The 20708-nt window shown below is 46.5% G+C and carries 19 protein-coding genes, 1 tRNA gene and 2 pseudogenes; 13 read left to right on the top strand and 9 right to left on the bottom strand.

What is annotated here, in order from left to right; genetic code table 11:
- Positions 1 to 5: 5 nt before the first annotated feature.
- The 4 genes and pseudogenes from rhmD to ACYZ97_RS12030 form a co-directional block, all read left to right on the top strand.
- The gene (gene rhmD, locus ACYZ97_RS12015; protein ID WP_473299155.1) at positions 6 to 1187 is read left to right on the top strand and encodes an L-rhamnonate dehydratase; all 1182 of its coding nucleotides are present in this window, start codon (positions 6 to 8) and stop codon (positions 1185 to 1187) included.
- A gap of 28 nt (positions 1188 to 1215) precedes the next feature.
- Positions 1216 to 2067: a fumarylacetoacetate hydrolase family protein gene (locus ACYZ97_RS12020; protein ID WP_473299156.1), complete on the top strand. Its 852-nt coding sequence runs from the start codon at positions 1216 to 1218 to the stop codon at positions 2065 to 2067.
- A gap of 1 nt (position 2068) precedes the next feature.
- A complete protein-coding gene (locus ACYZ97_RS12025; protein ID WP_473299157.1) occupies positions 2069 to 2830 on the top strand; it encodes an SDR family NAD(P)-dependent oxidoreductase in 762 nt (253 codons plus the stop codon).
- Positions 2831 to 2947: 117 nt separating this feature from the next.
- A pseudogene (locus tag ACYZ97_RS12030) lies at positions 2948 to 3652 on the top strand (transposase); the annotation flags it as partial.
- Here the strand turns inward: ACYZ97_RS12030 and ACYZ97_RS12035 are convergent.
- From ACYZ97_RS12035 to aroA, 4 genes and pseudogenes are all read right to left on the bottom strand, one after another.
- Positions 3645 to 4039: pseudogene (locus ACYZ97_RS12035) on the bottom strand (IS5 family transposase); the annotation flags it as partial. The pseudogenes ACYZ97_RS12030 and ACYZ97_RS12035 overlap by 8 nt on opposite strands.
- Before the next feature lie 224 nt (positions 4040 to 4263).
- Complete coding sequence (gene rpsA / locus ACYZ97_RS12040; RefSeq protein ID WP_473299159.1) at positions 4264 to 5964, bottom strand: 30S ribosomal protein S1; 1701 nt, start codon at positions 5962 to 5964, stop codon at positions 4264 to 4266.
- Between the two features lie 135 nt (positions 5965 to 6099).
- Entirely contained in the window at positions 6100 to 6744 is a 645-nt protein-coding gene (gene cmk / locus ACYZ97_RS12045; RefSeq protein WP_473299161.1) for a (d)CMP kinase, read from the bottom strand.
- On the bottom strand, positions 6744 to 8096 hold the full coding sequence (gene aroA / locus ACYZ97_RS12050; RefSeq protein WP_473299163.1) for a 3-phosphoshikimate 1-carboxyvinyltransferase: 1353 nt from the start codon (positions 8094 to 8096) through the stop codon (positions 6744 to 6746). The genes cmk and aroA overlap by 1 nt, the downstream gene beginning before the upstream one ends.
- 187 nt (positions 8097 to 8283) lie before the next feature.
- Between aroA and ACYZ97_RS12055 the strand changes: the two genes are divergently transcribed.
- The 3 genes from ACYZ97_RS12055 to ACYZ97_RS12065 all read left to right on the top strand — a co-directional run bounded on the left by ACYZ97_RS12055 (position 8284) and on the right by ACYZ97_RS12065 (position 10146).
- Complete coding sequence (locus ACYZ97_RS12055; protein WP_473299165.1) at positions 8284 to 8667, top strand: TIGR02300 family protein; 384 nt, start codon at positions 8284 to 8286, stop codon at positions 8665 to 8667.
- A 119-nt stretch (positions 8668 to 8786) separates the two neighbouring features.
- A tRNA-Ala gene (locus ACYZ97_RS12060) sits at positions 8787 to 8862 on the top strand.
- Positions 8863 to 9031: 169 nt separating this feature from the next.
- A protein-coding gene (locus ACYZ97_RS12065) for an IS3 family transposase (protein WP_473299166.1) occupies positions 9032 to 10146 on the top strand; the annotation gives its coding sequence in 2 pieces (ribosomal slippage) (positions 9032 to 9284 and positions 9284 to 10146; 1116 coding nt in all).
- 239 nt (positions 10147 to 10385) lie between these two features.
- Here ACYZ97_RS12065 and ACYZ97_RS12070 read toward each other — a convergent pair.
- From ACYZ97_RS12070 to pcaC, 4 genes are all read right to left on the bottom strand, one after another.
- Positions 10386 to 10595: a cold-shock protein gene (locus ACYZ97_RS12070; protein ID WP_473300709.1), complete on the bottom strand. Its 210-nt coding sequence runs from the start codon at positions 10593 to 10595 to the stop codon at positions 10386 to 10388.
- A gap of 269 nt (positions 10596 to 10864) precedes the next feature.
- Positions 10865 to 12226 (bottom strand): short-chain fatty acid transporter, encoded by a 1362-nt coding sequence (locus tag ACYZ97_RS12075; RefSeq protein ID WP_473299168.1) that lies wholly within the window; start codon positions 12224 to 12226, stop codon positions 10865 to 10867.
- 32 nt (positions 12227 to 12258) lie between these two features.
- Complete coding sequence (locus ACYZ97_RS12080) at positions 12259 to 13077, bottom strand: amidohydrolase family protein (RefSeq protein ID WP_473299169.1); 819 nt, start codon at positions 13075 to 13077, stop codon at positions 12259 to 12261.
- Entirely contained in the window at positions 13074 to 13490 is a 417-nt protein-coding gene (gene pcaC / locus ACYZ97_RS12085; RefSeq protein ID WP_473299171.1) for a 4-carboxymuconolactone decarboxylase, read from the bottom strand. The genes ACYZ97_RS12080 and pcaC overlap by 4 nt, the downstream gene beginning before the upstream one ends.
- 171 nt (positions 13491 to 13661) lie before the next feature.
- On the opposite strand from pcaC, the gene pcaQ reads away from it, so the two are divergent.
- Positions 13662 to 14513, top strand: coding sequence for a pca operon transcription factor PcaQ (gene pcaQ / locus ACYZ97_RS12090; RefSeq protein WP_473299173.1), 852 nt, complete (start codon positions 13662 to 13664; stop codon positions 14511 to 14513).
- 15 nt (positions 14514 to 14528) lie between these two features.
- Here pcaQ and ACYZ97_RS12095 read toward each other — a convergent pair whose 3' ends face one another.
- A complete protein-coding gene (locus ACYZ97_RS12095; RefSeq protein WP_473299174.1) occupies positions 14529 to 15290 on the bottom strand; it encodes an IclR family transcriptional regulator domain-containing protein in 762 nt (253 codons plus the stop codon).
- A 128-nt stretch (positions 15291 to 15418) separates the two neighbouring features.
- Between ACYZ97_RS12095 and ACYZ97_RS12100 the strand changes: the two genes are divergently transcribed.
- From ACYZ97_RS12100 to ACYZ97_RS12120, 5 genes are all read left to right on the top strand, one after another.
- Positions 15419 to 16126: a 3-oxoacid CoA-transferase subunit A gene (locus ACYZ97_RS12100; protein WP_473299176.1), complete on the top strand. Its 708-nt coding sequence runs from the start codon at positions 15419 to 15421 to the stop codon at positions 16124 to 16126.
- Positions 16123 to 16824 (top strand): CoA transferase subunit B, encoded by a 702-nt coding sequence (locus tag ACYZ97_RS12105; protein ID WP_473299178.1) that lies wholly within the window; start codon positions 16123 to 16125, stop codon positions 16822 to 16824. The genes ACYZ97_RS12100 and ACYZ97_RS12105 overlap by 4 nt, the downstream gene beginning before the upstream one ends.
- Positions 16821 to 18026: a 3-oxoadipyl-CoA thiolase gene (pcaF, locus tag ACYZ97_RS12110; protein WP_473299179.1), complete on the top strand. Its 1206-nt coding sequence runs from the start codon at positions 16821 to 16823 to the stop codon at positions 18024 to 18026. Before ACYZ97_RS12105 ends, pcaF begins: the two co-directional genes overlap by 4 nt.
- A 73-nt stretch (positions 18027 to 18099) precedes the next feature.
- A complete protein-coding gene (locus ACYZ97_RS12115) occupies positions 18100 to 19152 on the top strand; it encodes a cyclase family protein (protein WP_473299180.1) in 1053 nt (350 codons plus the stop codon).
- A gap of 221 nt (positions 19153 to 19373) precedes the next feature.
- Positions 19374 to 20708, top strand: coding sequence for a short-chain fatty acid transporter (locus ACYZ97_RS12120; RefSeq protein ID WP_473299182.1), 1335 nt, complete (start codon positions 19374 to 19376; stop codon positions 20706 to 20708).

Raw genomic sequence — 20708 nt, forward strand, 5'->3', positions numbered from 1 at the left:
GTTAAATGGCTATACCGACGATTAAGTCCGTCCGGGCCTATACGGTGCGCGGTGGCGGCGGTGATTATCACGACCAAAAGGGCAAACACTGGATTGATGATCATATTGCTACACCGATGTCAAAATACCCGCAATATCGCGAAAGCCGTCGAAGCTTCGGTATCAATGTGCTCGGCACATTGGTGGTCGAGGTGGAGGCTAACGACGGCACTATCGGTTTTGCGGTAACCACCGGTGGTGAACCGGCTGCTTGGATTGTTGAAAATCACCTTGCGCGCTTTATTGTAGGCGCGAAGGTAACCGATCTGGAACTGACGTGGGACCAGATGTATCAATCGACGCTTTATTATGGTCGTAAGGGTCTGGTCATCAATACGATTTCCGGTGTCGATCTGGCGCTTTGGGACCTGCTTGGTAAATACCGTAAAGAGCCAGTCTATCACATGCTCGGTGGTGCGGTCCGTGATGAATTGCAATTCTATGCGACCGGAGCGCGTCCGGATACAGCTAAAGCACTCGGCTTTATCGGGGGTAAAATGGCGCTTCATCATGGCCCCGCCGAAGGCGAGAAAGGATTACGCAAAAATATTGAGATATTGACAGATATGCGCGCCAAGGTCGGCCCCGATTTTTGGCTCATGCAGGATTGCTGGATGGCGCTTGATCTGGAATATGCTACGCGCTTTGCAACGCAGGCGTGGCATGAGGCTGGCCTGAAATGGATTGAAGAAGCATTGCCGCCAGATGATTATTGGGGTTATGCCGCATTACGCAACAATGTGCCGCGCGGACAACTTGTAACGACCGGCGAACATGAGGCAACCCGTTGGGGCTTTCGTCTGCTTCTTGATATGGAATGCTGTGATATCATCCAGCCGGATGTGGGTTGGTGCGGCGGTATTACCGAGTTGATTAAGATTACGTCTATGGCCGACGCCAAAGGTGTTTTGGTCGTTCCGCATGGTTCCAGCGTCTATAGTTATCATTTTGTGATTACGCGCCATAATAGTCCATTTGCAGAATTTTTGATGATGGATCCGGGGCCGGATAAAGTGGTTCCGATGTTTACCCCCTTGTTGTTGAATGAACCGGTTCCTGTCAACGGACGACTGAAGCTTGACGATAAGCCGGGTTTCGGTGTGGAGCTTAATCCCGAATGTAAGTTGCATCGCCCCTATCCGCAATAATTGCTTCTAGAGATTGAAAGGAAATTTTATGAAACTCGTTCGTTATGGTGATAGAGGCAAAGAAAAACCGGGTCTGCTAGACAAGGATGGAAAAATTCGCGATCTTTCTGGCACGATCAGTGATATTGACGCGCAGGCGCTTTCGCCAGATCAGTTGGTAAAACTTGGCGCGATTGATCCCGCTTCGTTGCCAGCGGTCTTCGGCACGCCACGTTTTGGTTGCCCCATCGCTTCAATCGGTAAGTTTTTGGCTGTCGGTCTCAATTTTAAAGACCATGCCGAAGAATCCAATTTGCCGATTCCAAAAGAACCGGTGATTTTTACCAAAGCCATTTCTTGTATTCAGGGACCCAATGATGATGTTATCATTCCGCCCGGCTCTGAAAAGACCGATTGGGAGGTCGAGCTCGGCATTGTGATCGGGACCAAAGCCAGTCATGTAAAGAAGAAAAAAGCACTTGATCATGTTGCCGGCTTTGTTTTGGTCAATGATGTCTCCGAGCGCGCTTATCAGATTGACCGCGGCGGTACATGGGATAAGGGGAAGGGCTGCGATACGTTTGGCCCGATAGGCCCCTATCTGGTAACCAAGGAAGCTGTCGGCGATTATAACAATCTTGGTATGTGGCTTGATGTGAATGGTGTGCGCCGCCAGACCGGCAATACATCGAAAATGATTTTTGATGTACCGACGATTGTTTCATATCTGTCGCAGTTTATCACATTGATGCCGGGTGATGTCATTACTACGGGTACTCCACCCGGTGTCGGTATGGGGCTGAAACCTGAAGCTGTTTACCTCAAAGCTGGTGATATCATGACTTTGGGCATTGATGGTTTGGGTGAGCAAAAACAGATCTGTAAGGCATGGAGTGCTTGATATGGCAGAAATCAGCGTTTTTAAAGGTCGTTTTGATGGTCAGCGGGCAGTCATCACTGGCGGTGCCGCTGGCATTGGCTTGATGACGGCAACGCGTATTGTGCAAGAGGGTGGCAAAGTTGCTATCTGGGATTTTAACGAGCTGGCAATTGATGCTGCCTGCAAGCAAATCGGAAATGCGGCAACCGGCATTAAGGTTGATGTTTCTGATTACGAAAGCGTTGTGAAGGCGGTAGAAACAACAAGTAAAAAACTGGGTAGCGTCGATATATTGGTCAATAGCGCTGGCATCACAGGGCCCAATGTCAAAACATGGGAATATGGTGTAGGGGATTGGTGCAAGGTGGTAGATGTCAATCTCAATGGCATTTTTTATTGCTGTAAGGCGATAGTGCCATTAATGATTTCCAATCAATATGGTCGTATCGTCAACATTGCATCGATCGCTGGCAAGGAGGGCAATCCCAATGCACCGGCTTACAGCGCATCCAAAGCGGGCGTGATTGGTTTGACCAAAACGCTGGGCAAAGAGCTTGCGCAATTGCCGATCATCGTTAACTGCATGACACCTGCTGCAGTGCGTACAACCATTTTCGACCAAATGAGTGAAGAGCATATTAATTATATGTTGTCGAAAATTCCGATGGGACGTTTTGGTGAAATCGCTGAAGTGGCCGCCATGATCTGCTGGCTGGCTTCAAAGGAATGCTCGTTTACGACGGGCGGCGTCTTTGATATTTCCGGCGGTCGCGCGACTTATTAAACAGCGATCAATATTTGCAAATTAAAAAACCCGCCATTATGGCGGGTTCAGACTGTTGACAAAGCCCACTGTTTTTTGATGGTGGGTTTTATTTTATGATTTGTGATTCATTGAGTTATGCTTAAAGAACCCGGTATGTCACAAACGCAGTTGGAATTCGTCAGCCTTGAAGGCTTGGTGCCTCAAGATCATCTTTTGCGGCGCATTGATAAGACGATTGATTTCAGCTTTATTCATGATCGTGTGCGCGATTACTATTGCGCTGACAATGGGCGTCCTGCACTTGATCCCACATTGATGTTCAAGGCCTTATTTATCGGCTATCTGTTTGGTATCCGTTCTGAGCGCCAATTGGTGCGTGAGATTGAGATGAATGTCGCCTATTGTTGGTTTTTACAGCTCTGCCTGACAGATAAGGTCTTTGATGCTTCGACATTGAGTCAGAACCGTAAACGCCAATTTAACGATAGCAAGGTTGCTCAGGATATATTTGACGAGATTGTTGAACAGGCCATTGGCCATGGTCTTGTTGATGGTACTGTTCTTTATAGCGATAGCACACATTTGAAGGCGGATGCCAATAAGGGTAAATATGATCTTGCGATGATTGAGAAGTCGCGCCGTGATTATTGGGCTGATCTTGATCGCGCGATTGAGCTAGAGCGTAAGTTGCATGGGCAAAAGCCGTTTGAAGCGACGGAGCGTCAGGCAGAGATTAAACAGACGAAGGTTTCGCGCACCGACCCTGATAGTGGTTATATGGTAAGGGATGGCAAGCCCAAAGAGTTCTTCTATTTGGATCATTGCACGGTTGATCGCAGACCGTATGTAGCTTCGAGTTCAAACCGCCTTTTGTTCGCCCGATGCAGCGGGGAACATCCCCTTTTTAAGCAGACTGGCTGCTGTGCGATGCGCTTTGAGATGCGTGGCATCAATCATGATGCGTTCAGGCTTAGGACCCTGTCCGGCAAGAGCAGCAAAGATACGGTCAAACACACCCATCCGGCTCCAGCGTATGAAGCGATTATAAAGCGTTTTATGCGGGCCATAGCCGACAGGTGCATCTTTCCATTGCAAACCGTGTTTGATGACATAGACAATGCCGCTGACAATGCGACGATCGTCGACACGCACAACACCATGGGACAGTGGAAAAAAGGGAAATATCCGCGCCATCTGCTGTTCGCTTAACAAAAACAAATCACCCATTGGTCAATCCTCCATAAAACCAATGAATCATAAATCAACCGAAATAGGAATCCTCAAAATTAATAGGTCCTGAGCCTAAATTCATACCCAAACAATACTCTGCAAAATCTTAAAACAATTGTCAGAAAACTATAATATAAAACCCACCATCAAAAAATAGTGGGCTTTGTTAACAGTCTGGCCGCGCTTAAAAGCGCGGTTTTTTTTGTTGGAAACGACTAGAATTAGTCTTGTTCCTGCTTCTTCAAAGCGGCACCGAGAATATCGCCCAATGAAGCGCCGGAGTCTGTCGAGCCATACTGGGCAACAGCTTCTTTTTCTTCGGCAATTTCAAGTGCCTTGATTGAGACCGAAAGTTTGCGTGTCTTTTTGTCAAAAGCAGTTACGCGGGCATCAACCTTCTGGCCAACACTGAAGCGTTCAGGGCGCTGCTCATCACGATCACGCGACAAATCGGCCTTGCGGATGGTTGTTTCCAGATCGTGGTCAACCAGCTTCACATCAACACCATTGTCGCTGATGCCGGTAACTTCACAGGTTACAACAGCATTTTTGCGGAGTTCGCCAGAAGCAGCGGCTTCACCGACTTTATCTCCGGAAAGCTGCTTGACGCCGAGCGAGATACGCTCTTTTTCGACGTCTACATCAAGAACGACGGCCTTGACCATGTCGCCTTTGTTGTATTCTTCGATAACCTGTTCGCCCGGACGGTTCCAGTCGAGATCGGATAGATGAACCATACCGTCAACATCACCATCGAGACCGATGAAGAGGCCGAATTCAGTCTTATTCTTGACTTCGCCTTCAACAACCGCATTGACAGGGAATTTCTCGGCGAAGGATTCCCAAGGATTGTCGAGAGTCTGCTTGAGGCCAAGCGAGATGCGGCGCTTGACCGGATCGACTTCGAGAACAACAACTTCGACTTCTTGTGATGTGGAAAGAAGTTTGCCCGGATGGACGTTTTTCTTGGTCCAGCTCATTTCGGAAACGTGGATCAAGCCTTCAATACCATCTTCGATTTCAACAAAAGCACCGTAATCGGTAATGTTGGTGACGGCACCAGTGATCTTTTTGCCAATCGGGTATTTTGCGCCGATACCATCCCAAGGATCGTTTTCGAGCTGCTTCATACCGAGCGAGATACGATGTGTATCCTGGTTGATACGGATGATCTGCACCTTGACAGTTTGGCCGATGGTGAGGATTTCCGACGGATGGTTGACACGGCGCCATGCCATATCGGTGACATGCAGCAGACCATCAATGCCGCCGAGATCAACGAATGCACCATAATCGGTGATGTTTTTAACAACACCCTCAACGATTTGGTTTTCTTCGAGGTTCTGGACAATTTCAGAACGCTGTTCTGCACGGCTTTCTTCGAGAACGGTACGACGCGAGACAACGATATTGCCACGGCGACGGTCCATTTTCAGGATTTCAAAAGGCTGCGGATTGTGCATCAAAGGTGTCACGTCGCGGATTGGACGGATATCAACCTGTGAACGTGGCAGGAAGGCAACAGCGCCGTCAAGATCAACGGTGAAACCGCCCTTGACCTGGCTAAAGATAACGCCTTCAACGCGCTCGCCTGCATTGAATTTTTCTTCAAGACGGATCCAGCTTTCTTCGCGGCGTGCTTTTTCGCGCGACAGAACGGCCTCGCCCATCGCATTTTCAATGCGTTCGACATAAACTTCAACTTCATCGCCCGGCTGCAGCGAACCGTCTTTGCCTTTGGCGCCGAATTCTTTCAGTGGGATACGGCCTTCAACTTTAAGACCGGCGTCGATGATCGCCATATCTTTTTCGATGGCGATGATACGGCCTTTAACGACAGAACCTTCAGCCAGATCATTGGTCTGGAAGGATTCGGCCAAAAGGGCTTCGAAATCCTCGCGGGTGGGATTTAAATTAGACATAGATACTCCTGAAAAAGTGCCGATTTCAATCTTATCGGGCACATGCGCCGGGTTTGTGTTGCATGGATCCGGTACTGGCCGCCTTGATAATCAAGGTGTAAAAGGCGCAAAGGGTCAGAACCGGACGGTGTATATTCAGCTTGTGTGCCTGTTCCAGACAGGATCAATAATGGCACAGGCCGCATCGAATGCGGTTTCTATAGACAATTTTGTCGTATTGAGCAAGTGGGCATCTTCGGCCGCTTTCAAGGGGCCTTCCTTACGGTTCATATCCCGCTCGTCGCGTTTTTGTAAATCGTGAAGGATGGCATCAAATGATGCTTTGCCGCCTTTGGTTATGATTTCCTGATATCGTCGTTCGGCACGAATTTCTACATCGGCAATGATATAGAGTTTGACGTCGGCGTCGGGGCAAACAACGGTGCCGATATCGCGCCCATCCAGTACGGCCCCGGGTAATTGTTTACCAAAGTGTCTTTGTGCTTCTACCAAGGTTTTGCGAAGACGGGGCATAACTGCAATCTTTGATGCGGCTTCGCCGATAGCGTGGTCGGACAGGATTGCCGGATCAAGTGCCCCTAGATTGAGTTCGTGTGCGCTATGAACGGCAATGTCTTCATCATCAAGTGGTAGGTTTTGCTGTATAAGGGCGTGGGCTACTGCACGGTAGGTCAGGCCGGTATCAAGATGTGGTAACTGGTAATAGGCAGCGAGTCTGCGTGCCAATGTACCCTTGCCGGATGCCGCAGGGCCATCAATGGCGATGATAAAGGGATGCATCAGTTTTTGCCTTCAATATCAATATGGGCACCAAGGCCGCGCATTAGGTCCATAAATTCAGGAAAGGATGTGGCAATCATGGCGGTATCATCAACATGAACCGGTCTTGTTGTGGCCAGACCAAGGACAAGGAAACTCATGGCAATACGGTGGTCAAGATGGGTCTTGACCGTGCCTCCGCCATAATTTTTGGCTTCGGGTTTGCCATAAACGACGAGAAAATCCTTTGCTTCTTCGCATTCTATATCGTTGGCTTTCAGGCCATCGGCAACCGCAGAAAGGCGATCACATTCCTTCACCCGTAATTCTTCAATCCCTTGCATGACTGTTTTGCCTTCGGCAAAAGCGGCAGCAATGGCAAGAATTGGATATTCGTCAATCATCGATGAGGCACGCTCAGGCGGCACATTTACGCCTTTGAGTGTTGAGGTGCGTATGCGCAGATCAGCAACATCTTCTCCCCCCGTTTCGCGGCGTGCCAGCTCTTCAATATCGGCACCCATTTCAAGCAATGTAGTAATCAGGCCGGTACGGGTCGGGTTCATCAATACATTCTGGATTGTAATGTCGGAACCAGGAACAATGAGGGCGGCAACCAGAGGAAAGGCAGCTGATGAGGGATCCCCCGGAACTTCAATGGTCTGGCCGATTAAATTGCCCTGCCCTTGTAGATGGATATGACGTACGCCTTCCGCATCGGTTTCAATTTCTAGATCGGCACCAAAGCCGACCAGCATTTTTTCGGTATGATCGCGTGTCATGATTGGTTCAATGACGGTTGTGATGCCGGCAGTGTTGAGACCGGCGAGTAAGACAGCCGATTTAACCTGTGCCGATGCCATGGGAACACGATAGGTAATAGGATTGGCGGTAAGCGGGCCTCTTAAAGTCAACGGCATCCGGTCGCCTTCGGCCGCTTCCACTTCAACCCCCATCAGGCGTAGAGGATCAAGAATACGGCCCATGGGACGTTTTGACAGGGAAGCGTCACCCTGAAAATGTGTTGTCATATGATAGGTGCCGACAAGCCCCATGGTCAGACGGGAACCGGTACCGGCATTGCCGAATTCAAGTGGCGCAACTGGTTCGAGTAGGCATCCGTTTCCAGTGCCGTTGATAATCCACATATCGTCCTGTTTCTGGATATTGGCGCCCATAGCCTTCATCGCTTCACCGGTGTGGATGACATCTTCGCTTTCCAATAGACCGCTAATGCGGGTCTCACCGCGTGCCAGAGCACCAAACATGAAAGCACGGTGCGAGATGGACTTGTCGCCGGGAATGCGCACAATACCTGAAAGATCGCGAGATTGTCGGGCATTGGCCGGTTTTGGATTTTGGTGGGCGCTCATATTTTGTATTCCAGTTATTTATTCAAAGAGGCTTCTAACATAAGGTTTTTGGCACGTCACAATAAAAATCATGGAAAAATCATCTCATCCATGTCGGTTTATCTTTGACAAACGGGTTATTTTACGCTTAACCAGCGATCACATTTTTTCAATTGATGATCGATCATTCTAAATGAGGCCCAAAATAATGGCAAAGCCCGAGCTTGGAACAAAACGCGTAGACCCGGAAACGGGGAAGAAGTTTTATGACCTCAACCGCGATCCTATTGTTTCGCCTTACACCGGTATTTCCTATCCCCGTTCTTATTTTGAAGCTTCGGCAGAAGCCAAGGGTGAAGAAGAGGAACTGGAAGAGGAAGAACTGGATACAGCATTGGAAAAGCCTGAATTTATCTCGCTTGAAGATGCCGACGACGAAGCAAAAGGGGATGATGATCTACCGGATCTTGGGGATGACGATGACGTCGACTTGGGGGATGACGATGATACATTCCTGGCTGATGACGAAGATGATGAAGATGATGATGTCAGTGTTATCATCGGTGGCGTTTCCGACGAGGATGATATTTAAGACTATTTGTTAAGAGGGAATTTTGTTTTTTAAAAAATTCCTCTTGATCTTATACGGTTCGCCCTTTAAGAACCGCACACGCAGCAGTATTGCTGCGCCCAGGCTTAAAAACCAAATGTGGGGCTATAGCTCAGCTGGGAGAGCGCTTGCATGGCATGCAAGAGGTCAGCGGTTCGATCCCGCTTAGCTCCACCAAAATTCCAATAGAAAAAAATAATATTATGGCATTATAGAACGTGTTTATACGATGGGATCATGATTATGTTATTGAGGGATAGAAATACTGTTAATCCTGCAGTGACCTTGCCCCTTAGATTATCCTCGTTATTAAGTTAGTTTGTTTTCTGTTTAGGAGACGAACGAGATGAAGAAGAGCCGGTTTAGCGAAGAGCAAATTATCGGGATATTGAAAGAGCATCAAAGTGGCATGACTGCGGTTGATTTATGCCGCCGCCATGGGATTAGTGATGCAACCTTTTATAAATGGCGTTCCAAATATGGTGGGATGGAAGTGTTGGATGCCAAGCGCTTAAAAGCGCTTGAAGATGAAAATTCCCGCTTGAAGAAGCTTCTGGCTGAAAGCGTTATGGATGTGGCGAGCTTGCGCGAGATGCTGTCAAAAAACTTTTAACGCCTGGTTCAAGGAGAAGTGCCGTGAACTGGGCGATTGAAGAGCGATCTTATTCGCAACGCCGTGCCTGTTATTTGGTTGGTATTGATCCGCGAGTTTACCGCTATCAATCCCACCGATCTGATGATGGTATTCTGCGCCAACGTCTGCGTGAACTATCGCAGGCACGTCACCGTTTTGGCTACCGCCGTTTGCATCTGCTGCTGCAACGTGAGGGGTTTATTGTCAATCATAAGAAGCTTTATCGTATTTATCGAGAAGAGGAGCTTAAGGTGCGCAAACGTGGCGGCCGAAAGCGTGCTTTGGGAACACGTTCACCAATGACCATTCCACAGGATGTCAATCAACGTTGGAGCCTCGACTTTGTCTCGGATGCTCTGATTGATGGTCGACGCTTCCGACTTTTGAATGTGATTGATGACTTCAACCGGCAATGTCTGACAATGATTATCGATTATTCCCTATCAGGCAAGCGTGTTGCGCGCGAACTTGACAGGCTTTGTGAATACCATGGAGCACCCAATATGATTGTCAGTGACAATGGCAGCGAGTTCACATCCAATGCTATGCTTGAATGGCAGGAAAAGCATAAAAATGTCGAATGGCATTACATTGCACCGGGAAAGCCAATGCAGAACGGTTTTATTGAAAGCTTCAATGGCAGGTTACGTGACGAATGCCTCAATGAGCATCTTTTTACTGGTTTGACACATGCACGCCACCTTATCGAAGAATGGAGGAATGACTACAACCATAAAAGACCACATACAAGCCTGAAGGGTTTAACACCCATAGAATTTACTAAAATGCATAAAAAAGATCAAAATGTGAACATTGCTAACTTATAAATGGGGATAAGTTAGGGGCAAGGTCAATTTAGTAGAAGATTAGGGACTTCGCATTCTATGATAATTATAGATAAGCATAATGTGCTTGTTTTTGGCAAGTAGCTTTTGGTAGGGAGTTTCAGTTCATTTGTTTATAAATAAAAAAGCCGGGCTAATAGCCCGACTTTTTTAAGATCAAATATCTATGGTTCCAGTACATTCGTGGTCACCAGATCATCAATCCGTTTATAATTTTGAACTTAAGCAGCAGCCAAGTTGCAGGCCGACATTTTGCCGGATTTTTTGTCCTGTTGCAATTCATAGGAGACCTTCTGGCCTTCTTGAAGATCACGCATACCAGAACGCTCAACAGCGCTGATATGAACAAATGCGTCGGCGCCGCCGTCATCTGGTTGGATAAAGCCGAAACCCTTGGTGGTGTTAAACCATTTTACTGTGCCTGTGGTCATCATAAACCCTTTCATGGCGATAGAGGATCATGCGTTTTGCGCATGTTGGATACCGATGTTTTGATGAGAGGGAAAATTGTAGACGTGTAGAAACGGCAGAAATTGTAGCTCAGAAAAAAATATCGTTTGGCGAATTTAATGCTATTTAATGTTTTTGTCAATGAAGTGTCTGAAAATGTGTCTTTTTATTATTTTGACCGATATGGTTTTTAAATTGAAAGGTCCCGGCATTTTTTGACGAGACCTTTTATTGGTGGTGTGTAGACAGATCAGACAAGAAACAACAAGGCTGCACCATAAACAATGAAGGACAAGATAAATGTCATTAATGTATAGCCTAACACCCGTTGTACGCCGATGCCGGCCATAGCAACTACTGGTGCTGCCCAAAAGGGTTGCAGCATGTTTGAAACCTGTTCACCCATAGCAACGGCCATTGTTGTGGCGGGGATGGAGGCATTGAGATGGATGGCGGCAGGAATAATAAAGGGCCCTTGTACAGCCCAGTGGCCGCCACCACTTGGAATGAGGAATGTAACAATAACAGAACAGATATAGCTCCAGAATGGCAAGGTATGGTCTGTAGAAATAGCGATAAAGCCATTGGCGATTATCTGTGGTAAGCCAGTTGCCGCCATCAAGCCCATAATGCCTCCATAAAGTGGGTATTGCAGTAGCATGGAGCTGGTTTGTGCGGCTGCATTTTTAATGGCGCGGGCATAGGCCAACGGGTAGCCATGCAAGATAATGCCCAATACAAACATCATAAAAATAACGGCATTAATGCCCTCTAGTTTTAAAGTTCCGATATAGGCGTGATACCAAACAATAAAACCGATAATGGCAACAAAGGCACTGCCTACCCATGAATATTCAAGCCATTGGGCGAAGGTCCATTTACCTTCCGGTTTTGAATGCGGCTTAGGGTCAGGATTGCTGGCAGCATCGAATATAATCGAGTCTTTTTCGCTTGGTTTGATCCATGCCAGTAGGAAAGGCACTGTGATGATGAGGAAGATGGTTGGAACCAGATTGAAGGGTACAAATACAAATTCACTCAGCGACAGGACCTTGCCCGTCAGCTTTTCAACGACATTCATAGCTGATCCCGGTGTAGATTGGGCTAGAGCAATTGAGCTTGAAATACCGCTTGCCCAGACAACCCAGCCAGAAAAACCAGCTGCAACAATCCATGCAAAATCTGCTTTATGACGTTTGGCAACTTCACGCGCCAGAAGGGCGCTCATGACTAGACCGAATGACCAGTTAAAGAATGAGCAAAGCGCTACACAGATAAAGGTGAGTGCGGCAGCTTGTACTGGTGTTTTGGCCAGAGATACGATCGAGCGGAAAATATTTTGGATGATCGGTGCATGGGCGAAGGCATGGCCGGTCATCAGCACCAGTGTGATCTGCGCGGTGAAGGTCATGATGCTGAAAAATCCAGTGCCCCAGCCGCTTGCCATCGTTGTCAGGGAGTTATCTGGGGCAACAAAGAAACATAGAACCGCGATGACAAGTGTAATCAGGATTGCCAGTACAAAGGGATCTGGAATTATTTTTTCGAAAGAACGTATGACGCTCGCTGTAAAGCGTGATTTTGTTGATTGCGCAGAATGTTCAGATACCATATTTTCCTCCCTGGAAATGGAATGTGGTGAAATTAATCATCAAACTGGTAGAGTTGCGCAGGGTTTTGAACTAAAATACGTTCGCGCGTTTGCGGTGTGTCGACCCATTGATCAAGGATGGCTAGTAAAAGCCTGTCATCGGGGATATTGGTTTCGGTTACATGCGGCCAATCACTTCCCCAGACTAACCGTTCAGGTGCTTTTTTGATAAATTCATGCGCCATTTTTTTGCAATCGTCATAGTGATGGGCAAGGCCACGTTTTGAATTGAGATAAGGAGCGGCAAGTTTTACCCATGTGCGTCCTTGGTCAATAAGATCACAGACAATTTTGAATGCTGGATGATCAGGTGAGGTGATGCGAGCGAAGTGATCGAAGACGATTGCACATGGCAGACGGCGCAGCATGGCTTCGTGTTCAACAATCTGATCGGCTGTCCAGTGCAGTTGTACATGCCAACCATATTCTTCAATACGGCGTGCCAAAGGTTCGACCATATCAAAACGAGTTGGTGCATTTTCGGGTTTGAATAGGGTAAAGCGAACACCACGGATTCCGCCGTTGTCCATTTTTTGTAATGTCATGTTACTGACATCGGGGTTAAGCACGCCGATACCACGTGTATTTTTTCGTCCAAGCCGTTCAATGGCATCCAGTGTTGCATCATTGTCGGTAACAAAAACACGGGCGTGGACAATGACAGTGCGATTTGTGCCCATTTGTTTTTGCACTTCAAGATAATCTTCTACATCGGCACCCGTGCGCACGCTTGCTCCTTTTTCAACAGCAGGGAAGCGCTGATTGAAAACATGAATGTGACAATCACAGGCGTTGGGTGGTGTTTTTGTCATGATGAAACCTTATGAGAGAATGTATTTTGGTCTTGTTCGGCGAAGACTTTCTTGGCGATTTTGATGGCGCTGTTAGCGGCAGGAACACCGGCATAAACAGCAACATGCATCAATGCTTCTAGGATGTCATCTTGGGTGGCACCGGTATTGCGGGTTGCTCTGACATGCATGGCAAATTCGTCTTCATGTCCGAGTGCTGCCATTAAGGCCAGTGTGATGATAGAGCGCTCTCTTTTTGAAAAATGTGGTCGTGACCACAAGCTACCCCATGCCTGTTCGGTGATGAATGTTTGGAAATCCTCGTCAAATTTAGTCATACCGGCCAATGCCCGGTCAACATGCTCGTTGCCCAGAACACTACGACGCGTTGTGAGTCCACATGCATACAGCGATGTTTTTTCTTTACTTGTCATGATTCCGTTGCCTCCTACTCCTCATTTGGAAAATTAAGATAATTGACAGGTGATGTAAAATAAGAAAAATAGCTATATTCATAACTTATAGGTTATAAAACAATGCTGTCATTGATCAGGACTCGTCATCTAAGAGCGTTCATAGAAGTTGCTCGCTTATGCAGTGTCAGTTTGGCTGCTGATAAACTATCGGTAACGCAACCAGCTATTTCTAAAACCATCAAGGAGCTGGAAAATCTCTTGAGTGTGCGTTTGTTCGATCGGAGTCATCGTATTTTGGATTTAACGCCAGCTGGAAAAGCCTTTTTGCGTTATGCCGAGACAAGTGTTGTGGCACTGCGGCAAGGCATTGAAGAATTGACGGATTTGCAGGGTAATATCAATCCAGTACGCATTGGCGCTTTGCCCACTGTTTCGGCTCGTATATTGCCTAAGGTGATTGAGGATTTTGAACAGCAGGGTGGGCAAGCCATACCGGAAATCATTACTGGTCCTAATGCTTATTTAATCCAGTTGCTGCTAGGTGGTGGCGTCGATATTATTATTGGACGTATGGGTCATCCTGACGAGATGGCAGGACTGCATTTTGAACATCTTTATTCTGAACCGATCTGTTTTGTGGTTCGCAAAGATCATCCTTTGCTAAAAGCTAAGAATTTTGATCCTGCTGCAATGCAGAATTTTGAAATGATCATCCCTAATAAAAAAGCTATCATTCGGCCGACATTCGATCGGTTGATGCTTATGGCTGACTTACCTAAGGGGGAGCGTTTAATCGAAACAGTATCCTCAAGTTTTAGCAAAGCTTATTTACGTCGATCTGATGCGATATGGGTCATTTCTCAAGGGGTGGTTTATAATGATGTTAAGGATGGTTTTCTCTGTACTTTGCCGATTGATTGCTCAGGTACAATGGGGCCGGTTGGTATGACTTTACGTGCTGAAACGCCCGTTTTGCCGGATGTTGATCACCTTATGCGTATTATTCGGCAAAGGGCGTCACATATTACATCTGCCTCATAAATATTATGATTGCGATCAGTGTAATATTGGCATGAGGTCGTGTTGTACTTTGAGCAGCTCCGGTAGATAATGTTCGCGTAGAGAGGTGAGTGGTTCGGTTGTGGTAGATAGTCCGGTATTGAGGGCCGCAATTGTTTTGCCGTGGCGGTTTATAAGCGGTACAGCAATCGAGCGTAAGCCAAGTTCTACCTCTTCATCAATCAAAGAAAAGCCTTGCTGACGTATTTTTTCCAGTTCATCCATTAATGTATCAATTCCGGTTATTGTTTTGGGGGTGCGTGCTTCCCGTATAGAATGCATTAAAATATTATGGGCATCATCTTCATTGAGTGAGGCCAGCAGGATGCGTCCCATGGAGGTGCAATAGGCGGGAAGGCGTGAGCCGGGCATCAGTGCAATTGACATGACGCGGCGTTGTGAGGCACGGGCTATATAGACAATTTGTGTTTCATCCAAGATTGATACGGATGCACTTTGTTGGATGCTGTCGGAAAGTTTCTCTAATGTCGGTTGCATGATGCGGGGTAAGGGCATGGCAGCGAGACAGCCTGTTCCTAATCGTAAGATGCGTGGTGTAATAGTAAAAAACTTGCCGTCATATTCACAAAAACCAAGATCAGCGAGTGTTAAAAGGCAGCGTCTTGTTGTGGCACGGTCAAGACCGACAATCTCGGCAGCTTGAGTGATGGATAATTTGGGTGTATCGGCGTTGAAAGCCTCAATCACTTTCAGTCCTTTTGCCAATCCGCCCATATAATCGCGTTTGGCTAGAGTCATAACTTCTCCATTGCATTGACAATGTACGATTATCGAACAAATTGCGTATATCGCATTTTTAATTTGATGTCGATAGATTGACCTTCTATTTTCAATCTTGGTGCTTGATAGCGCTTGGGGAGATTTTTATGGATAAAACAATTGATAATTTGGCGCAGGCAGTTGAGCCAATTGGTGATGGTGCAAGCATCATGATCGGTGGTTTTGGCGGCTCTGGTGCGCCAATAGAGCTTATTCATGCCTTGATTGATAAGGGCGTAAAAAATTTGACAGTTATCAATAATAATGCTGGCAATGGCCGTATCGGTATTGCGGCAATGATTGATGCTGGCATGGTCAAGAAGATGATTTGTTCTTTCCCTCGTTCTTCGGATCCTCGCGCTTTTACTGATCGATATCTGGCTGGTGAAATAGAATTGGAACTGGTTCCACAAGGTACATTGGCGGAGCGTATTCGCGCTGGTGGCGCTGGTATTCCTGCTTTTTATACGCCTACAGGTTATGGTACCGAGCTGGCTGAGGGCAAAGTTGTCGCCGAGTTCGACGGGCGTCCTTACGTGCAGGAGCGCTGGCTGAAAGCTGATTTTTCTTTGATCAAAGCCGACAGGGCAGATACTCAGGGTAATCTCGTTTATAATAAGGCTGCACGTAACTTCAATCCGATTATGTGTATGGCTGCTGGTAAAACAATTGTGCAGACCCGTCAGCTCGTTAAGGCTGGCGATATCAATCCTGAACATGTTGTGACGCCGGGTATCTTTGTTGACAGCGTTGTTGAGGTTGCCAATCCGGCTCAGGAAGAAGAACTTATTCGTGCAGGAGTGGCCTATAAATGACAATTAATATGCATGATGATATAAAACTTTCCAATGCCCAGATTGCGTGGCGTGCGGCGCAGGATATTGCAGATGGTGCCTATGTCAATCTTGGTATCGGTTTTCCTGAAATGGTAGCACGCTATCAGCCACAAGGCCGTCAGGCTATTTTTCATACCGAGAACGGAATTTTGAATTTTGGTGAACCGCCCGCTGAAGGACAAGAAGATTGGGATCTGATCAATGCCGGTAAGAAAGCTGTAACGCTTAAACCGGGCGCGGCTTTTTTCCATCATGCCGACAGTTTTGCCATGGTACGAGGGGGACATCTCGATGTTGCTATTTTGGGGGCCTATCAGGTTGCCCAGAATGGCGATCTTGCCAACTGGCGGGTCGGTTCCAAGGGTGTGCCAGCAGTTGGTGGGGCAATGGACCTTGTGCATGGGGCCAAACAGGTTTTTGTGATTACCGAACATATGACCAAAAAGGGTGAGCCGAAGCTCGTTGATAAATGCACTTTTCCTTTGACAGGTGTTGGGTGCATCACTCGTGTTTACACTAGTCATGCTGTTATTGATATTAAGCAAGGCCATTTTGTTTTGCGTGAAAAATTGGCAGCAATCAGCCTGGATGATTTGCAAGCCATGACGGGCGCACCACTTCATGTAGACGGTGTGGTTGGTGTTTTGGATGTACCTGCTTTGGAGAATGGACAATGAGTGAAGCTTATATTTGTGATTATATTCGCACACCCATTGGCCGCTTTGGCGGTGCGCTTGCAAGTGTTCGTCCGGATGATTTGGGCGCTGTCGTCTTGAAGGCGCTTATTGCACGTCATAACCAGATTGATTGGGCGAAGGTTGATGATGTGATTTTTGGTTCTGCTAATCAGGCGGGTGAGGATAATCGTAACGTAGCACGTATGGCGACGCTGTTGGCTGGTTTTCCAGTTGAGGTTAGTGGCACAACCATGAATCGTCTTTGTGGCTCGGGTATGGATGCAGTTATAACGGCTGCACGTGCCATTAAAGCAGGTGAAGCTGATCTTATCGTAGCGGGTGGCGTTGAAAGTATGTCGCGTGCGCCTTTTATTATGCCAAAAGCTGAAACAGCCTTTTCGCGCAAGGCTGAAATTTATGATACGACAATCGGCTGGCGTTTTATTAATCCACTCATGAAAGCTCAATTTGGTGTCGATTCTATGCCGGAAACAGGCGATCATGTTGCGATTGATTTTAAGATTAGTCGTGAAGATCAGGATGCCTTTGCGCTTAGTTCCCAACAAAAGGCAGCTGCTGCCCAGAAAACAGGACGACTGGCGAAAGAGATTACTCCGGTTAGTATTCCACAACGCAAAGGTGAGCCAGTTATTGTCGACAAGGACGAGCATTTACGTGAAACTTCATTGGAAGCGTTGGCAAAATTAAAGCCCATCAATAAAATGGATGGTGCAACTGTGACGGCTGGTAACGCTTCTGGTGTCAATGATGGTGCAGCTGCTTTAATTATCGCTTCTGAGGAAGCGATTAAAAAATATGGTCTGACACCACTTGCACGCATTGTTGCCGGGGCAGCGGCTGGTGTGCCGCCGCGTATTATGGGGATTGGTCCTGCGCCAGCGACTCGAAAACTATGTCAGCGTATCGGCATGACACCTCAGGATTTTGATCTCATTGAACTCAATGAGGCTTTTGCTAGTCAAGGGCTTGCTGTTCTTCGTGAGTTGGGGCTCGATGAAAAAAGTGACCATATCAATCCGAATGGCGGTGCGATTGCCTTAGGTCATCCGCTTGGTATGTCGGGTGCACGTATTACCGGTACAGCGGCTTTGGAGTTATCACTGAGTTCAAAAAAGCGCGCTCTTGCCACCATGTGTATTGGTGTCGGGCAGGGTATTGCCATAGCACTTGAAAAAGTGTGAGCCGTTAATGACCAATAAGCAAGGTTTCTGTGTCGTTTTGGTCATATTAAAGTTTGAATAAGGGAAGTTTGAAATGACCGAAAGACGATGGAAAAATCGCCCTGAAAATTCCAATTGGGGTGATTTCGGTGATGATGATCAACTGGGCTGCCTCAACTATCTTTCTAAAGAAAAAGTGATGGAAGGTGTTGCAGAAGTTAAAGAGGGTCTTAGTTTTTCTTTGAGCATTCCGCTTGATTATCCGGGTGGTCAGTCGCTTAATCCCAATCGATATCCACCAGTATTGCGCCCTCTGTTGCGTCGGGGTCGTGTGAATTTTAATTGTGCAATGAATGAGATAGAGCCAGGCACCTCGGATGTTTTGAGTGATGATCTTGTTGTTTTGTCGCTTCAATATTCAACCCAATGGGATGGTCTTGCCCATGCAGGCTCATTGTTTGACGCTGATGGCGATGGTGTAGCTGAACCGGTTTATTATAATGGGTTTAAAGCGGGAAAAGATATTGTTGGCCCGCATGATGTCAAGGATACAGGTGTTCCTGACTCTCTTGAGAATGCGAGTACTTCGGCAGCATATGCGCTTGGCATTGAACATATGTCACGCAGTACTGTCCAAGGGCGCGGTGTTATGGTCGATTTGCGTGCCCATTTTGGCGATGAACGTAAAATAGTAGGCTATGATGATTTGATGCGTGTTCTTGAAAAAGACAGTGTTGAAGTCGATCAAGGTGATATTTTATGTCTTCATACGGGGTTTGCAGATCTTGTACTGAGTATGAATCGTCATCCGGACAAAGAAAAATTGGAAAATGCCTGTGCTGTTCTTGACGGCGCCGATCAAAAGCTTCTGAATTGGTTGAGTGAGAGTAAAATTGCTGCACTTGCTGCGGATAATTATGCTGTTGAAGCTTTTCCTGCTCGACATAGTGGGCACAGCTGTGCCGTTTTGCCGCTTCATGAACATTGTCTATTCAAGATAGGACTTCATCTGGGGGAACTCTGGAATCTGACGCCTCTCGCCAATTGGCTGCGTGCGCATAAACGGTATCGCTTTTTGTTAACGGCCCCTCCGCTTGATTTGCCTGGCGCCATTGCATCACCTTTGACGCCAGTTGCGACTGTTTGAGGAATGGCACGATTGTATGATCATCTTGATCATAGTTGTACGTTTAATGGCAAAGTTTGGAAATGAGTGATGAATTCATTTAGCGCCATGAGATGACATTTCATGGCGTCATTATAATTTAGAGGAGCCGCTGTTTAAATGGCGTCATTATAATTTAGAGGAGCCGCTGTTTAAATGGCGTCATTATAATTTAGAGGAGCCGCTGTTTAAGTGGGAAATATATGCAAAAAATAACAAATTTTTTTACTGAATTGATGCGGCGATATCTTCCCGATCCTTTTGTGTTCGCTATTCTTCTTACGTTGTTGACGATGGTTTTGGCTTTTGTTTTTGAAGGCTACGCGCCCCTTCAGATGGTTGTTGACTGGGGGGATGGTTTTTGGAAATTACTTGCTTTTACTACTCAGATGGCTGTCATTTTGGCTATGGGCTATGTTTTGGCAGCAGCTCCTATTGTAGATCGTTTTCTTGACCGTATTGTCAGCAAGGTACATACGCCTCGACAGGCAATTATTGTCGCTACGCTTGTTGGTGCAATTGGTAGTTATCTTAATTGGGGATTTGGCCTTGTGATTGGCGGCATTATTGCCAAGAAACTTGCTAGAAATATTTCCGGTGTCCATTATCCGTTGATTATTGCATCGGCTTATAGCGGCTTTACCTTATATGGTCTTGGTCTTTCAGCAACGATTCCGGTTTTAATTTCGACAGAAGGCCATTCCTTCCAACAGCAAATGGGGATTGTTTCTCTGACCGAGACTATCTTTTCTTTGCCGATGTTGCTTACAGCACTTGTTATTTTGATTACCCTACCGCTTCTTAATGCCTGGCTTCATCCTAAGGATCCTTCTTCTATTATTGAATATAAAGAACCGCATGATGAGCAGAGTCATAATGGCAATGGAATTGATGAGTTGATGGGTAATAATACAATTGCTTCCAAGCTTAATCATAGCCGCATTATATCTTATTTAATTGGCATGATCGGTATGGTCTATGTTTTTATGCATTTCAATAGAGGCGGGACACTTGACCTTAATATCATCAATTACTTCATTCTTTTTCTAGGCATTATTCTACTTGGTACGCCAATGGCCTATGTTACTAAATTGAATGACGGTATTAAGACAATTGGTGGCATTATTTTACAATTCCCTTTCTATGCCGGTATTATGGCAATTATGGATGCCTCCGGTTTGGTTGGTTCTATTGCCAAGCTTTTTGTGCATATCTCAACGCCTGAAACATTGCCATTCTGGGGATTAATTAGCTCTTACTTTATTAATTTTTTTGCACCGTCTGCTGGGGGACACTGGGTGGTACAAGGACCGTTTATGATAGATGCGGCCCATGCCATGAATGCATCTCTTGCCCATACGTCCATGGCTGTTATGTTGGGGAATGCTTGGAATGATCTTATCCAACCGTTCTGGATATTACCTGCTTTGGCAATTTCACGCCTCAAGCTTCAAAACATCATGGGATATACGGTTGTTATGATGATCTGGGTTGGAGTTGTTTATATGGCTGCAATTCTTATCTGGCCGTTTGTTTAG

It is taken from the genome of Bartonella sp. bp_1 (assembly GCF_055808085.1).

Coding starts and splice junctions, on each gene's coding strand:
- rhmD (WP_473299155.1), top strand. CDS start 6: ATGGCTATACCGACGATTAAGTCCGTCCGGGCCTATACGGTGCGCGGT.
- ACYZ97_RS12020 (WP_473299156.1), top strand. CDS start 1,216: ATGAAACTCGTTCGTTATGGTGATAGAGGCAAAGAAAAACCGGGTCTG.
- ACYZ97_RS12025 (WP_473299157.1), top strand. CDS start 2,069: ATGGCAGAAATCAGCGTTTTTAAAGGTCGTTTTGATGGTCAGCGGGCA.
- rpsA (WP_473299159.1), bottom strand. CDS start 5,964: ATGTCTAATTTAAATCCCACCCGCGAGGATTTCGAAGCCCTTTTGGCC.
- cmk (WP_473299161.1), bottom strand. CDS start 6,744: ATGCATCCCTTTATCATCGCCATTGATGGCCCTGCGGCATCCGGCAAG.
- aroA (WP_473299163.1), bottom strand. CDS start 8,096: ATGAGCGCCCACCAAAATCCAAAACCGGCCAATGCCCGACAATCTCGC.
- ACYZ97_RS12055 (WP_473299165.1), top strand. CDS start 8,284: ATGGCAAAGCCCGAGCTTGGAACAAAACGCGTAGACCCGGAAACGGGG.
- ACYZ97_RS12070 (WP_473300709.1), bottom strand. CDS start 10,595: ATGACCACAGGCACAGTAAAATGGTTTAACACCACCAAGGGTTTCGGC.
- ACYZ97_RS12075 (WP_473299168.1), bottom strand. CDS start 12,226: ATGGTATCTGAACATTCTGCGCAATCAACAAAATCACGCTTTACAGCG.
- ACYZ97_RS12080 (WP_473299169.1), bottom strand. CDS start 13,077: ATGACAAAAACACCACCCAACGCCTGTGATTGTCACATTCATGTTTTC.
- pcaC (WP_473299171.1), bottom strand. CDS start 13,490: ATGACAAGTAAAGAAAAAACATCGCTGTATGCATGTGGACTCACAACG.
- ACYZ97_RS12095 (WP_473299174.1), bottom strand. CDS start 15,290: ATGACTCTAGCCAAACGCGATTATATGGGCGGATTGGCAAAAGGACTG.
- ACYZ97_RS12100 (WP_473299176.1), top strand. CDS start 15,419: ATGGATAAAACAATTGATAATTTGGCGCAGGCAGTTGAGCCAATTGGT.
- ACYZ97_RS12105 (WP_473299178.1), top strand. CDS start 16,123: ATGACAATTAATATGCATGATGATATAAAACTTTCCAATGCCCAGATT.
- pcaF (WP_473299179.1), top strand. CDS start 16,821: ATGAGTGAAGCTTATATTTGTGATTATATTCGCACACCCATTGGCCGC.
- ACYZ97_RS12115 (WP_473299180.1), top strand. CDS start 18,100: ATGACCGAAAGACGATGGAAAAATCGCCCTGAAAATTCCAATTGGGGT.
- ACYZ97_RS12120 (WP_473299182.1), top strand. CDS start 19,374: ATGCAAAAAATAACAAATTTTTTTACTGAATTGATGCGGCGATATCTT.